Annotated in this window: 14 protein-coding genes; 7 read left to right on the top strand and 7 right to left on the bottom strand. The window is 57.9% G+C overall.

The window, feature by feature from the left end; all coding sequences use genetic code 11:
- Positions 1-86: 86 nt before the first annotated feature.
- Entirely contained in the window at positions 87-2,258 is a 2,172-nt protein-coding gene (locus H6F57_RS15985; RefSeq protein ID WP_199294779.1) for a GAF domain-containing hybrid sensor histidine kinase/response regulator, read from the top strand.
- 243 nt (positions 2,259-2,501) lie between these two features.
- Here the strand turns inward: H6F57_RS15985 and H6F57_RS15980 are convergent, their stop codons facing one another.
- The 3 genes from H6F57_RS15980 to H6F57_RS15970 form a co-directional block, all read right to left on the bottom strand.
- Positions 2,502-3,233, bottom strand: a complete 732-nt coding sequence (locus tag H6F57_RS15980; protein WP_242024933.1) for a TPM domain-containing protein — start codon at positions 3,231-3,233, stop codon at positions 2,502-2,504.
- Positions 3,234-3,586: 353 nt separating this feature from the next.
- On the bottom strand, positions 3,587-4,996 hold the full coding sequence (locus H6F57_RS28400) for an ATP-binding protein (protein ID WP_190628431.1): 1,410 nt from the start codon (positions 4,994-4,996) through the stop codon (positions 3,587-3,589).
- Positions 4,993-5,691, bottom strand: a complete 699-nt coding sequence (locus H6F57_RS15970; protein ID WP_190628433.1) for a response regulator transcription factor — start codon at positions 5,689-5,691, stop codon at positions 4,993-4,995. Before H6F57_RS15970 ends, H6F57_RS28400 begins: the two co-directional genes overlap by 4 nt.
- Positions 5,692-5,821: 130 nt before the next feature.
- On the opposite strand from H6F57_RS15970, the gene H6F57_RS15965 reads away from it, so the two are divergent.
- Positions 5,822-6,388, top strand: a complete 567-nt coding sequence (locus tag H6F57_RS15965) for a hypothetical protein (RefSeq protein WP_190628436.1) — start codon at positions 5,822-5,824, stop codon at positions 6,386-6,388.
- A 4-nt stretch (positions 6,389-6,392) separates the two neighbouring features.
- On the opposite strand, the gene H6F57_RS15960 is transcribed toward H6F57_RS15965, so the two are convergent.
- The 3 genes from H6F57_RS15960 to H6F57_RS15950 all read right to left on the bottom strand — a co-directional run bounded on the left by H6F57_RS15960 (position 6,393) and on the right by H6F57_RS15950 (position 8,719).
- Positions 6,393-6,548, bottom strand: coding sequence for a hypothetical protein (locus H6F57_RS15960; RefSeq protein ID WP_190628438.1), 156 nt, complete (start codon positions 6,546-6,548; stop codon positions 6,393-6,395).
- Positions 6,549-6,582: 34 nt separating this feature from the next.
- A complete protein-coding gene (gene lgt / locus H6F57_RS15955; RefSeq protein ID WP_190628440.1) occupies positions 6,583-7,446 on the bottom strand; it encodes a prolipoprotein diacylglyceryl transferase in 864 nt (287 codons plus the stop codon).
- Between the two features lie 241 nt (positions 7,447-7,687).
- Positions 7,688-8,719 (bottom strand): TOBE-like domain-containing protein, encoded by a 1,032-nt coding sequence (locus H6F57_RS15950; RefSeq protein ID WP_190628534.1) that lies wholly within the window; start codon positions 8,717-8,719, stop codon positions 7,688-7,690.
- A gap of 347 nt (positions 8,720-9,066) precedes the next feature.
- Between H6F57_RS15950 and H6F57_RS15945 the strand changes: the two genes are divergently transcribed.
- The 5 genes from H6F57_RS15945 (at position 9,067) to H6F57_RS15925 (ending at position 13,346) form a co-directional block, all read left to right on the top strand.
- Entirely contained in the window at positions 9,067-10,143 is a 1,077-nt protein-coding gene (locus H6F57_RS15945; RefSeq protein ID WP_190628442.1) for a sulfate ABC transporter substrate-binding protein, read from the top strand.
- Between the two features lie 93 nt (positions 10,144-10,236).
- Positions 10,237-11,082 carry a sulfate ABC transporter permease subunit CysT gene (cysT, locus tag H6F57_RS15940; protein ID WP_190628443.1) on the top strand — a complete coding sequence of 282 codons (846 nt, stop codon included), beginning with the start codon at positions 10,237-10,239 and terminating at the stop codon, positions 11,080-11,082.
- Positions 11,075-11,947, top strand: a complete 873-nt coding sequence (gene cysW, locus H6F57_RS15935) for a sulfate ABC transporter permease subunit CysW (protein WP_190628445.1) — start codon at positions 11,075-11,077, stop codon at positions 11,945-11,947. Before cysT ends, cysW begins: the two co-directional genes overlap by 8 nt.
- Positions 11,948-12,032: 85 nt before the next feature.
- Entirely contained in the window at positions 12,033-12,344 is a 312-nt protein-coding gene (locus tag H6F57_RS15930; protein ID WP_190628448.1) for an NIL domain-containing protein, read from the top strand.
- 201 nt (positions 12,345-12,545) lie between these two features.
- Entirely contained in the window at positions 12,546-13,346 is an 801-nt protein-coding gene (locus tag H6F57_RS15925) for a Crp/Fnr family transcriptional regulator (protein WP_190628449.1), read from the top strand.
- 42 nt (positions 13,347-13,388) lie between these two features.
- Here H6F57_RS15925 and H6F57_RS28055 read toward each other — a convergent pair whose 3' ends face one another.
- Positions 13,389-13,514 (bottom strand): hypothetical protein, encoded by a 126-nt coding sequence (locus H6F57_RS28055; RefSeq protein WP_277873731.1) that lies wholly within the window; start codon positions 13,512-13,514, stop codon positions 13,389-13,391.
- Position 13,515: the final 1 nt, after the last annotated feature.

Raw genomic sequence — 13,515 nt, 5'->3', positions numbered from 1 at the left:
TTGGGCTCCTCAAACCTTAAGGCTTTCTTTGGCAACTCCCCGTTTCAAACCACCGCAGTGGGCGCCCTCGGCCTCAAAATATAGAAATGCCTGACTTTATAAACCGTGGCACTGAACAGGTCATGCCCAAAGCTGCTCTAGTTTTGCTGGGGCAGTTTTTGCGTCAGTACTGCCAGCAGTATCAGCTGACCCTGCTCACCGAGGCTAACCTACCCGCCGACACTCCTAACGACGGTAGTTTTTGGTGCCTAGAGGGGCCCGAGCTGGCGGTGGTCGTAACGGCCCGCCCTCAGGATGACGATCGCGTCGTGGTCGGCCTCACCGCCGAAGCGGCTGACGTAGAGGCATTTTTGGCCCAGCAGGGCTTGGACCGACCCGTCTCTACTACTAGCCTCAGCGCCCTCAGCCAGTTTATGCTGGCCTGGCTTCAGGCCTGTGCCGAGGTGCCGGCTCAAATCGTCATCAATCGACAGCGAGAGCGTCGCCTGCTGCTCAACCAGGTGATTACCAAAATTCAGGGCAGCCTGGAGCTGGGCGAGATTTTAGAAACCACCGTGGCCGAGGTGCGCCAGTTTCTTCAAGCCGATCGGCTGCTGATCTACCAGTTCGACCAGGTGCCGGGCACCCCCGTTAAGCCCATGGATAGCGCTGCTCCAGCCTACTTCAGTGGGCCAGGTCCGATTGGCTACATCACCTACGAGTCGCGATCGAGCGATCGCTTCGCCTCGGTGCTCAACTACACCGAAGACCTCTGCTTTCACGACCACCCCAACTACCCCCATCAGGAGCGCCGCTACCGCCACGGTCGCCCCCTCGCTATCGACGATGTGGCCCAAGCCTACCCCCATGCCCCCTGCATGGAAACTTTTCTAATGCAGATGCAGGTGAAGTCAAAGGCTGTGACTCCCATTTTGGTGGGGCAGCAGCTTTGGGGGCTGCTGATTGTGCATCAGTGCGACTACCTGCGTCAGTGGCAATCCTGGGAAACCGAGTTTTTGCAGCACATTGCCGAACACCTGGCGATCGCCATTAACCAGGCCCAGCTCTACCACCAGCTCCAGCAGCAAACCCAAAACCTAGAGGTTTGCGTCGTCGAACGCACCCAAGACCTGCGCGATGCACTGGTGGCCGCCGAAGCCGCCAACCGAGCCAAAACCGAGTTTTTGGCCACCATGAGCCACGAGCTGCGCACCCCCCTCACCTACATCATTGGCATGTCGGCTACCCTGCTGCGCTGGTCGTTGGGCGATCTCACCCCCCGCCAGCGCGACTACCTCTCCACCATTCAAACCAGCGGCGAGCATCTGCTGCGCGTCATCAACGACATTCTCGATGTGTCAAAAATTGAGGCCGGGCGCACCGCATTAGAAGTACGTCAGTTTTCCCTCACGTCCCTGTGTCGCCAGAGCGTCGATGCCTTTCGCACCGAGGCCGCCCAGAACGATATCGACATCGCCCTCGACCTCAAGCTGCCCAGCGGTCAAGACACCTTCTTAGCCGACCCCCGACGGGTGCGGCAAATTCTCGCTAATCTGCTCAGCAATGCTGTCAAATTTACCGATGCTGGCGGCAAAGTTGTTCTGCGCGTGCGGCGCGAGCAAAACGACGCTGTCTTTCAGATTCAAGACACGGGCATTGGCATTTCGTCCTCCGCCCAATCCCTGCTGTTTGAAAAGTTTCAGCAGCTTGAAAACGTGCTCCAGCGAGAGCACCCAGGTACAGGCTTGGGTCTAGCGCTCACCAAGCAGCTAGTCGAGCTCCACGGCGGCTCTATTAAAGTGAGCTCAGAGGTCGGCAAGGGCTCTATTTTTACCGTCAGAATTCCTCTCCAGCGACTGACTGAACCCCTCGTAACCGAGCCACCGCTCACCGCCGAACCCATCGTGGGGCGCATTGTGCTGGTCGAAGACAATGAAGAAACCGCCAGCGTCATCTGTGACATGCTTACCGCCGCTGGCTACCAGGTAATCTGGATTGTGGACGGATCGCGAGTGCTCGACCAGGTGGAGTTGCTTCAGCCCGCCGCAATGATTACTAGCCTCAGTCTAGCCAGCGCCGATGGCAGCGACATCATTGCCACCCTACGCCGGAGCTCAGGCTCCCCAGGGCCAAAAATTTTGGCCCTAGTCGATCTAGACAACCCTGAGCAAACAGAGCAAGCCCTTAGAGCCGGGGCCAACGACTGCGTCAGCAAACCCATTGACCCTCGGCAACTGCTAGCGACGGTCAACGCCGTTATGACCGCCCAGACGGTATAGCCAAAAAGTTGTCCAAAATGTCTTGACTGAACGGGCGATCGCTATACAGCAGGCCGATTCCAGATTAGAACAAGCTAAAGTGCCAGAATTCAAACCCGCTGGGCATTCTTTTCATTTTTTGCTCTTCCATTTTCGTTTTTCGTTCTTTCGCTCTAGCTCCCCCCTCAAAAACAGAGTGGGCATCGTTCAAACGAACGATGCCCACTTTCTTCACCTGTGCCGCTTAAACAGGATTCCCGACCATTAAGTCTCAGAATTGGGGGCTTGATTGCCGAGAATTGGCGTCAGGAAGGCCACTAAAGCGCCAATCAAAAAACCGGCGACGTTACGCGTTAGGGGCAGCCAGTCACTGGTGCGGGTTACTACAGGGCCAATGCCAAAGGCAAAGAACAGAATCCCCCACAGGGGCGAGAAAATCAGCACCCACTGCCAGGCAAAAATCTGATCGGACTTGCGGGGATGGGCCGCAAATCCACAGATCACGCCGCCGACGATGGAGGTAATCAGCGTCAGCACCCACTGCTCTTGAGGCAAACCGGGCACCACGTTGCAGCCCCCCTGACGCAGACAGCCCTGAATTGATTCAAGGGCGCTGAGAATGGAGTTGTCTTCGCCATTTTCGCGCACAAAGAACTGGTTGCCGTAGCGGGTTTGCAGCTCAATCCAAAAGGTGCGGGGCAGCAGGTCGTAGACGGCATCGCCCACGCTGAAGTTGAGCAGGTTGCCGCCGCGCGGGTCGGCCACCAGCATGATGCTGTGATCGTCGAGGCCCCAAAAGTCTTTTACTGCGCGGCCTGGGGTTTGGTCATACTGGGTCAGCACCCGCAGCTTCCAGCCGGTTTCGGTTTCAAAGTCGTTGAGCTGAGAGTCGAGATTCTCTTCTTGGCGGGCGCTGAGCGACTTGGCCAGATCGATGATGGCGGTCTGGTTATCGGGCAAGAGTTCTGGGTTGTCGTAGGCCCAAGCCGGTGCCATCGGCAGCCAGGCGCAGAGGCTTACTACACAAATGACCAAAATGTTTAGCACGTGTCTCATACTGGCTTGCCGTAAGAACATGAAACTGACAACGACGAAGGCGACCCACCGCTGGCCCAAAATAAAGCCACGTGTGAGTATTTTCCTTAATTTAGACTATACCTTTGTTAACAGTTGTTTACACAACTCTAATATTTCTCTGTCCTTAGAACAAGGGTACCTAGCTACCTGTATCGGACGGCGCTAGGCCTAATTTAGAGGGGGCAGGGTGTAGGGTATAAGGGTTCAAGGCAGATTTATACCGTAAACCTTAGACCCTATACTCCTTGTCTAAAGCCTGTATCTCTCAATTATTAAAGGGTCAGAGGCAGATGCAAGCTAAAGCACGCCTCACCGGCAGGGCGGGGAGCCAGCACCAGATCGCCGCCGTGGGCGCGGGCGATCTCGCGGGCTAGGCTGAGGCCCAGGCCAAGCCCTTCGGTTTGGCGGGCACGGGCGGGGTCGCCGCGATAGAAGCGATCGAACAGGCGACTGGCTTCGGCGGCGGTGAGAGGCGCGGTAGCGTTAGTCAGCGTGAGCTGCACTTGGGACTGGGCGTGGCAAGCTTGGACTCGTACCCAGCCTTGAGGCAGGTTGTATTTAGCGGCGTTGGTGATCAGGTTTTGGATCAGTTGGGCCAGCAGGTCGCGATCGCCCATTACCCTCAGCTCCGACTCAACCTCAGCCGTCACCGTCAGCTCGGGGGCCAGTAGCGAGAGATCCTCCAGCTGATCTTGCACCAGGGCACTGAAATCAACCGGCTGGCGCTGAATGCTCATCTGCCCGGCGTCAGCCAGCGACAGCAGTAGCAACTTGCGCACAATGCCGCTCAGGTGGCGCACCTGGTCAAGCAGCTGGCTGAGGGTTTGCTGGGCCGCCGAGCCGGTTTCGACCTGCTGAATGGCCCGCTCTAGCTCACCCTGAAGAATGGTGAGGGGCGTCTTTAGTTCATGGGCAGCATCGCCGCTGAAGCGAGAGGCCTGCTGAAAGCTGCGCTCTAGCCGCTCTAGCATGGCGTTGAAGGCGGAAATTAGCGGCGCAAATTCGGGGTCAGGGTCAGCGGGCACCCGCTGGTGTAGCCCCTGGGCCGTCACCTGGCCAATGCCCTGGCTGAGCTGGCGCACGGGTCGCAGCGCCTGGCCCGCGATCGCCCAGGCTCCGCCCCCAATCACCAGCAGTAGGCCGGGAATGGTCAGGGCGTAGATGCGTCGCAGGGTGGCCATTTCCTGGCGGAGAGCGTTGAGGTTGGCGGCGATCGCCAACTGTCCCACGGGCGTAGCCCGCACCACCACTCGCCAAGGCCCATTGGGAGTTCGCACCGTCATCAATCGACGCGGCCCCCGACGCCCCTGAGTAGGGCTGGGCACGGGGGAAACTTGGGTTATGGCACTGGGCCATTGGGGCGATCGATAAACCACTTCCCCCGTGCGGCCCACCAGCAAAAACCCCACCTCGGCATCGGCGGGTAGGCCCAGGTCTTGGGCCAGGGCCGGTTCTGGGTTGGGAAATCCACTGCGATCGCCGGGCGGCAAGCCACCGCGATCGCCCGGACGGCCCAGGGGAGCGGTGCGCTCTAACCGGGCGTCGAGGCTATCGAGTCTAGCCTGGTAGATCAACCAGCTCGACAGCAGAGCAAACCCCAGCAGTGCTCCCCCGGCCAGGGCAGCAGACCACAGCGCCAGCCGCAGCCGCAGGGAAAGCTTGAGGAGTGGCGATCGCGTCACGGGCGTTCCCCTCGAGGAGGCTCTTCTGGTGGGCGAAAACGGTAGCCCACCCCTCGCACGCTCTCGATCCACTGGGCCGCATCTAGCGGATCGAGCTTTTTGCGCAGCCGCTGGATAGCCACATCGACGACATTGGTACTGGGGTTAAAGTCGTAGCCCCAGACATGCTCCAAAATTTGGGTGCGGGTCAGCACTCGGCCAGGCGATCGCATCAAATATTCCAGCAGGTTAAACTCCCTCGCCGTCAGCTCGACCTGCTGCCCGCCGCAGGTGACTTCGCGGGTGATGCGATCGAGGCGCAGGGGGCCGGCGGCCAAAAAGTTCTGCCGTTCGCCGCTGCTGCGCCGCACCACCGCGTGCATGCGGGCCACTAGTTCTTCGACGTAGAAGGGCTTGGCGATGTAGTCGTCAGCCCCCAGGTTGAGCCCGGCCAGGCGATCGTCTAGCTCGTTGCGGGCGGTAATTAAAATTACCGGCACGGCGTAGCCCGCCCCTCGCAGCGCCTTGAGAATGGCCAGCCCATCCATCCCTGGCACCATGATGTCGAGCAGCACCACGTCGTAGGTGCGATCGGTGGCTAAGGCGTAGCCTTCGGTGCCGTTGGGGCAGGTGTCAACCACAAAGCCCTGTTCTTGCAGCCCCTGGGCGACAAAACTGGCAATTTTGGCCTCGTCTTCGACTAATAAAACATTCATAGGTGCTCACAACCTAGCACCGCCAGGGAGCCGCAAAAATGACAAAGCTGTAATTTGGCGGCCATGGTTTTGCCATAGTGCCCAGGCTTAATAGAAATCGTCAACCCTAAACCACCGGAGCAAATCATCCATGGTAATTCATCGTTCACTGCTGACTGCTGGCCTGGCCGCTGCCCTAGTGGGTGGCCTGGGTCTGGCCGCCTTTAGCCAAACCACCCAGAGTCAACCCCCTCAACCCGAAGCTACCCCCACCGAGCCCGCCCAGCGACCCGAAGGTCGAGGCCGAGGTCACGGTGAAGGGCTTGCCAACGCTGCCGCCGAGCTGGGCGTTAGTGAAGCCGCCCTGAAAGAAGCCCTGGGCCTGCCCGCCGAGCCACCGCCGCGTCCTGACCTGGCCACCGCCGCCACTGAGCTGGGCGTTAGCGAAACTGAGCTACAGGAAGCCCTGCGAAGCGGTAGGGATGGCGATCGCGGTCAAAGACTGGCCACCGCCGCCACGCAGCTGGGCGTCAGTGAAGCCACCTTGAAAGAAGCCTTGGGCCTGCCCGCTGAACCGCCCGCTCGTCCTGATCTAGCTGCTGCTGCCGCGGAGCTGGGCGTCAGCGAAACCGATCTCCAAGAGGCCCTACGCAGCAACATGAGAAGAGGCGGCGGCCCCGGCAACTGCGGTTCCGAGGGCAATCCTCCCCAACAGTAGTTCGCTACTGGGAGTCAATGGTCACTTCGCTTGATATGCCCTGGAAATCTTGCTGAAATTTCCAGGGCATTTTTTGCTGGTCAATTCGGTAGCGAATTAGGACGCGCACGGTGGCAGGCTGGAGCCTCAACCTGCGCACGCTGGTGCCTGCCCAAGACATTTTTCTCAGGCCCCTACCCGATCTCGATTAGGGCTTAGCTGCCTTTGGCCACATCCGGTAGCGATCGCCGCCCCACATACAACCACAGCAGCCCAACAATCCCCAGCGCTATGCCGGTGAGGCTCACCACCTGGGCAATCCGCAGTGGTCCCAGCATCAGGCTGTCAAGGCGCAGACCTTCAATCCACAGACGACCCAGGCTGTAGGTGGCGAAGTAGACCAAAAAGAGCGTGCCTGTCTTTAGCCGATTGGGATGGCGCAGACCCCAGAAAAACAGCCACATCACCAGGGCAAACACCCCCAAATTCCACAGCGATTCGTAGAGAAAGGTGGGGTGATAGTACTCAACAGTTTCCAGACCGGGGGGGCGCTGGGCGGGGGGAATGTAAATTCGCCAGGGCAGGTTGGTGGGGCCGCCAAAGGCTTCGGAGTTAAAGAAATTTCCCCAGCGACCAATAGCTTGGCCCAGCACCAGAGCTGGGGCCACCACATCCGCCAGTGCCCAAAACGACAGTCGATTGAGGCGGGCAAACAACAGCGCCGCCAGCATACCGCCCAAGATTGCCCCGTGAATGGCAATGCCCCCCTGCCAGATGGCGAAGGCACTCAACGGATTGTCAGCGTAGCGATCCCACTCAAAGGCGACGTAGTAGAGACGGGCTGCGGGCAAGGCCCCCAGCACCAGCCAGATCGACAGGTCGGCAACCGCCTCGGGGTCAAGCCCACGCCGCTGAGCTAACCGCTGAGCTAGGGTAATGCCCAAAGCCAGGGCGATCGCAATCAGTAGCCCATACCAGCGAATGGCCAACGGCCCTAGCTGAAAAATAATTGGCCCCGGCGACGCCAGCTGCGCCAATCCGTTGACTGCCAGCCCCAGTTCTATACCTGCTAACCCCATTGCCCGCCTACCTACTTACGTCTTGGCCCCCGGCTTGGGGCCAAAACCACTATGACATTATATTGAGGCTCCTCGGTTGGCACCCCGCTGGGCTAAACGGGCTAAACCTCTATATCAATGGCTAGGATGCGCACTAAAACGTTAGCAGGTTCAACCGTTTAATCCGTTTAACCTGCCAACCAAACGAGTGAATTTCGACGTCTCCCGGCTCTAACTCCCCATCGAATCCGCCTTTGCGGTGTTAAGCCGCCGATGGCGCATAGTCCGACGCAGGGGCAAAGCTGCGAATCAGCTTGGCCCGCAGATAAACGGTTTGCCCCTCATCAATGCCCAAGTCGCGGTACTGCTCCCGATTAATGTGGGCAGTAATCGGATGGCCATTTTCGAGGGTAAGTTCAATGCGAATCGTCCAGCCTAGGTGAATGATATGGTTCACCGTGGCGGCAACGCTGCCGTCCCGATGTTCGGTGAAGATTTCAATGTCGTGGGGGCGCAGAAACACCTCCCCGTGAGTGGGGGCGTCGCGGTGAAGCGACTTCCAGGTGTTGTCAGGGGAGAGCACGTTGACTGCGCCAATGAAGCTCATCACAAAAGGCGTGGCCGGGTTCTCATAGACCTCAGCGGGGGAGCCCACCTGCTCGACCCGTCCCTGGCTCATCACCACGATTTCATCGGCAATTTCCATCGCTTCTTCCTGGTCGTGGGTGACGAAGACAGTGGTGACATGCACATCGTTGTGGAGGCGGCGCAGCCAGTCGCGCAAGTCTTTGCGCACCTTGGCATCGAGGGCACCAAAGGGCTCGTCGAGCAGCAGCACCTGAGGCTCAACGGCGAGGGCTCGCGCCAGTGCCACCCGCTGCCGCTGACCGCCCGAGAGCTGGGATGGGTAGCGATCGCCTAACCCATCTAGCTGCACCAGGTCGAGCAGGGTATCGACCCGATTTTTAATGCGTTCTTGAGGCCACTTTTGTAGCTCTAGGGCAAAGGCCACGTTTCTGCGCACAGTGAGGTGCTTAAACAGCGCGTAGTGCTGAAACACAAAACCCACCTGGCGAGCCTGCACCGTTTTGTGGGTGGCATCTTGGGCCGAAATATAAATTCTGCCGGTGTCGGCCTTTTCTAAACCGGCAATCACCCGCAGCAGGGTCGACTTACCCGAGCCCGACGGCCCCAGCAGGGCCACCAAAGAACCGCTCTTAATATCCAGGGTGATGGGCTCAAGGGCCTGAAAATCCCCAAACCGCTTTGAAACGTTGTCTACTCTAATTCCCACGGGTGTTTCCCAAAATCGACAGTGTGCTTCAACCGGGATGCGACACCAGAGCTTAGCGAACGGTGCCACTCCCATCACCTCAAACCCAAACCTAAGCAGCAGGGGCAGGGTGCGCCTCAGTTCTCCAGGGGCGATCGCCCACTGACCGAGCTGCAATGTGACCCTACGCTACCCCACCCACAATAAAAATGCAACCTATTCCAAAACCGGGTTGATCTGATTCTAAAAAAATGTGCAAATGACTTCAATTTCATTTCAAATCTAAGTTCAAAATTTTATGATACAGTCCATAAACGTAATCCTCGAAAACCCTATCGAGATACCGGAGATTCTTTGGAGAGCTACCCATGACATCACCTCAACGCTATATTTCGCGGCGATCGGCAATTTTGTTTGCGGCTGGCCTGGGGCTAGCGGGTACCCTAGCCGCCTGCAGTAGCACCACATCGACCCCCGAGGGCAGCAATGGCGAAGCGACCACCGCTGCCGCTGGCTCTGTAGAACTCACCCTGGTCTCCTACGCTGTGACCCAGGCGGCCTACGAACAAATCATTCCTAAATTTGCTGAGCAGTGGAAGGCGGAAACTGGCCAGGAGGTCAGCTTTAACCAGAGCTACGGTGGCTCAGGCTCTCAGACACGGGCCGTGCTTGACGGGCTAGAAGCTGATGTCGTTGCCCTGGCCCTGGCCGGAGACACCGAAAAAATTGAAGAGGGTGGCCTGATTGAACCCGGCTGGGAAAGCGAAGCGCCCAACAATGCGATCGTGCATTCCTCGGTAGCGGCACTGGTCACCCGCGAGGGCAACCCCAAAAACATTCAGGGTTGGGAAGACCTGGCCCGCGACGATGTGCAGGTGGTGACCGCCAATCCCAAAACCTCCGGCGGTGCCAAATGGAACTTTTTAGGAGCTTGGGGGTTTCAGACCCAAACCGGTGGCGATGACGCTGCCGCCTTAGACTTCGTCGCCAAGGTCTATCAGAACGTGCCGGTGCTACCTAAGGATGCGCGAGAATCTACCGACGTGTTTTTTAACCGGGGCCAGGGAGATGTGCTAATTAACTACGAAAACGAGGTGCTGCTGGCCGCTCAAAATGGCGAAGAGCTGCCCTTTGTAGTTCCCGAGGTGAACATTTCCATTGATAACCCCGTTGCCGTCGTCGATGCCAATGTAGACAAGCACGGTACCCGCGAGGTTGCTGAAGCCTTTGTGGAGTTTCTGTTTACTCCAGAGGCCCAAGAGGAGTTTGCCAAAGTGGGCTTTCGCCCCTCCGATCCAGAGGTAGGCGAAAAGTTTGCCGATCAGTTCCCTAAGGTCACCACCCTCTTTACAGTGGCCGACATGGGCGGATGGGAAGAAATCGACAAAAAGTTCTTCGCCGACGGGGCGATCTTTGATCAGGTTCAATCCAAAGTTGGCAAGTAGGCAGATGGCCCTTAGCTCAGCTCTATGCGATCGAGAGCAGGCTGGGGTAAGGGTCGCTCGGGACTGACTAATCGACATGTTTTCTCTGCACCTATGACTTCATCCCCACCGTCTTCATCCCCAGGTCTTTGGCACCAGATTCTCCATGCTCCCTGGACTTGGCGGGTCACCTGGCTCTATCTCACCGTGTTTTTGTTTTTGCCAATGGCGGCGCTCGTGCTCAAGGCGCTGACCCTAAACCCGGCAGAGATTTGGCGCATTGCTACCGATCCGGTGGCGATCTCGACCTACAACGTCACCTTTTTTACGGCGCTGGTGGCTAGCATTATTAACGGCTTTGCTGGGCTAATTATTGCCTGGGTGCTAGTGCGCTACGAGTTTCCAGGAAAGCGATTTTTAGATGCCATCATCGACCTGCCCTTTGCTCTGCCCACGGCGGTGGCTGGTTTAACCCTCTCGACCATCTACAGCACCAACGGCTGGATTGGCGGCTTTCTAGAGCCCTTTGGCATCAAAGTGTCGTTCACCCGGCTGGGGGTGCTGGTGGCGATGATCTTCATCGCGCTGCCCTTTTCGGTGCGGACGGTGCAGCCGGTGCTGCAGGACATGGAGTCGGAAATGGAAGAGGCTGCCTGGTCCATGGGAGCTTCCCAGTGGCAGACCTTTTGGCGGGTAATTTTGCCGCCACTGATGCCTGCCATTCTCACGGGCGTGGCCATGGGCTTTTCGCGGGCGGTGGGCGAATACGGCTCAGTGGTGATTATTGCGGGCAATATTCCCTTTCAAGACTTAATCGCACCAGTGCTAATTATTCAGCGTTTGGAGCAGTTTGACTACGCCGGGGCCACGGTAATTGGCACGGTGCTGCTGCTTATTTCACTGGCAGCACTGCTGGTGATCAACCTTATTCAGGCCCGCGGGAGGCGCTTCTATGGCTGATTCATCTTTAAAACAACCCATTGCCGCCGCTGGGCCTAAATCTCAGGGAGCGGCCTTTCAGTGGGGCAAGTGGCTGCTGGTGGCCTTTGTCTTTGGCTTCCTGGGGCTGATTTTGCTGGTGCCGACCCTCAACGTGTTTGTTCAAGCCTTAAAGGCAGGTCTACCCGGGTTAACTGAAACGTTTAGCAACAAGTTCTTTTTGAATGCGGTGAAGCTGACGGTGATTACGGCAGTGATTACGGTGCCGCTGAACACGGTGTTTGGGCTCTGTGCGGCGCTGTCGTTGGCCAACAAAAATTTTCCAGGGCGATCGCTCCTGATCAGCATCATCGACCTGCCCTTCTCGATTTCGCCGGTGGTTGCGGGTCTCATGCTGGTGCTGCTGTTTGGCAACCGGGGTTGGTTTGGGCCTCTGCTCGATGCCAACGGCATCAAGATTATCTTTGCCCTGCCGGGCATCGTCATGGCCAGTATCTTTATCACCATGCCCTTTATTGCCCGTGAGGTGCTGCCCGCCCTCGAAGAAGCGGGCACCCAGCAAGAAGAGGCCGCTGCCACCCTGGGGGCGACCCAGTGGCAGACCTTTTGGCGGGTCACGCTGCCGTCGATTAAGTGGAGTTTGCTCTACGGCCTAATTTTGACTAACGCACGGGCTATGGGTGAGTTTGGGGCAGTGACTGTGGTCTCGGGCAACATTGTCGGCAAAACCCAAACCCTGCCCCTCTTTATTGAAGAAGCCCACATCCAGTACAACAGCCAAGCAGCCTATACCGCCGCCCTGCTGCTGGCCTGTTTGGCTGTAGTCACCCTGGTGCTGAAGTATGTGCTAGAGCGCAGTGCCGGCATTCAGCATCGGGGGCATTAATTAGGTCTAGGGTTTAGGGTCTTGGGTAGGTCAGACCGAACGCCCGATCGCCAAGCCGCGTAGCTTACATTTCAGGAGGTTCCCAATGTCATCCGTTTCTCCCGACTATGGTCTTGAGGCTTTGCACCTTAAAGACCCTGAAAGTCTGATTCACACCGAAGTAAAAATCCGCATTCCTAAGGCACGCCACCCCGACCCGGTGATCTCAAACTTGATCAACCGCTACGGGCTCAAGGTGAACATTTTAGGTGCTCTGTTGGGAGCCAACGGCCAAGAGGACGGCTGGTTTGATCTCGCCATCGAGGGCCAAGCGGGGACAGTTCACGAGGCGCTGCTCGATTTGGTGGAGCTAGAGGCGGATCTGTGGTTCAACACTGAAGTCGACGACGGCTACTAAATTTGCCTTGTCAGTTTGTTTAGGGGGCGGCTCAGCGGCTCAAGCGATCGATCGCGGCCCTGCCACCCACTGTCAGCTCAGTTGCCCTACCCGGTCCAATTTTCCAATTCGAATACAGGTCAATCGAGATTGCGATCAAGAATTCTTGAGCAAGCGTAGTTTTCGAGGGACAATGGCGGGGTAACGAACCTGTAATGCAGTATGGCAAGGCAAAAAGGTCAGGTTTCGGCGGCCGATGCCATCGAGACTTTGACCACAAAGAGTTTTTTGTTTCAGGGCATGGAGGGCAAAGACCTGCTTAACGGGTTAGACCCCAGTGTCTTGATCATAGAAAAGCTGTACTCCAATCGGCCGGTGTATACGGCCTTTCGTCCGCAAACCTGGTTAGAGCACCTCTACGTGGTGGTCGAGGGCGGCCCAGTCATCATGCGCAGCACCCCCCTCGATCGGGTAATTGCCATGACCTACCCCGGCGCCTGTTTTGGCATGCGCAATTTGCCGGTGGGGTTTGGGCCGGTGGTGCGGGCATTCCCCAGCTTAGTAGAGGCCTACAAAACCACCGACGTGATCAAAGTGCCGGTGGCAATGGTGCAATCGTTATACGACCAGCATGAAACCTTTCGCGATCGCTACTCTCTTTTATTTGAGCTGCGCGAAAAGTTTCAGTATCACCTGCTCAATTGCAGCACCTACCCGCCGCAGGCAGTGGCGGCGCTGCTGCGGGCATTGATCTACCAAGAGCGCAGCCTGGGTAGCCAGCCGAGCCGGGGCAACAATCCCAGCTACTGCTTTGACCTGCCCATTGATATCATTGCCCGCGCTTGCCAACTCAACCACCGCACTGTTGAGCAGGTCTTAAAGGGGCTAACGAAGGCGGGCTACATCAAAACCAGCAAAACCGCCGAGTCGGCTAACGACCAGGTGCAGGTGGTTGACCCCGAGGGGCTGAAGGAAGTGTACGGAGCCACCCGCGATAAGGTGTCGTGGTGGCCCCTAAAGTAGCCCCTGTGCCTGGTGCGTTGCTGAACCCGATCGCCATGCAGATTAGACCCGGCGAGGCGACAGACAGCCCTGCTCACTGACCTCAACTACCCCGTTACCCCCGAGTTTATCGCCCACAGCCTCCAGCGGCAGCTCACCCATGCTGATTTTGCGTTGCCCCAGGGGCACG

Source organism: Leptolyngbya sp. FACHB-60, assembly GCF_014695775.1.
Lineage (GTDB): Bacteria > Cyanobacteriota > Cyanobacteriia > Phormidesmidales > Phormidesmidaceae > Nodosilinea.
This window is presented reverse-complemented; position numbering and strand designations above follow the sequence as displayed.

Coding starts and splice junctions, on each gene's coding strand:
- H6F57_RS15980 (WP_242024933.1), bottom strand. CDS start 3,233: ATGGCACCGGCTTGGGCCTACGACAACCCAGAACTCTTGCCCGATAAC.
- H6F57_RS15965 (WP_190628436.1), top strand. CDS start 5,822: ATGGTAATTCATCGTTCACTGCTGACTGCTGGCCTGGCCGCTGCCCTA.
- H6F57_RS15925 (WP_190628449.1), top strand. CDS start 12,546: ATGGCAAGGCAAAAAGGTCAGGTTTCGGCGGCCGATGCCATCGAGACT.
- cysW (WP_190628445.1), top strand. CDS start 11,075: ATGGCTGATTCATCTTTAAAACAACCCATTGCCGCCGCTGGGCCTAAA.
- H6F57_RS15960 (WP_190628438.1), bottom strand. CDS start 6,548: ATGTCTTGGGCAGGCACCAGCGTGCGCAGGTTGAGGCTCCAGCCTGCC.
- cysT (WP_190628443.1), top strand. CDS start 10,237: ATGACTTCATCCCCACCGTCTTCATCCCCAGGTCTTTGGCACCAGATT.
- H6F57_RS15970 (WP_190628433.1), bottom strand. CDS start 5,691: ATGAATGTTTTATTAGTCGAAGACGAGGCCAAAATTGCCAGTTTTGTC.
- H6F57_RS15945 (WP_190628442.1), top strand. CDS start 9,067: ATGACATCACCTCAACGCTATATTTCGCGGCGATCGGCAATTTTGTTT.
- lgt (WP_190628440.1), bottom strand. CDS start 7,446: ATGGGGTTAGCAGGTATAGAACTGGGGCTGGCAGTCAACGGATTGGCG.
- H6F57_RS15930 (WP_190628448.1), top strand. CDS start 12,033: ATGTCATCCGTTTCTCCCGACTATGGTCTTGAGGCTTTGCACCTTAAA.
- H6F57_RS15985 (WP_199294779.1), top strand. CDS start 87: ATGCCTGACTTTATAAACCGTGGCACTGAACAGGTCATGCCCAAAGCT.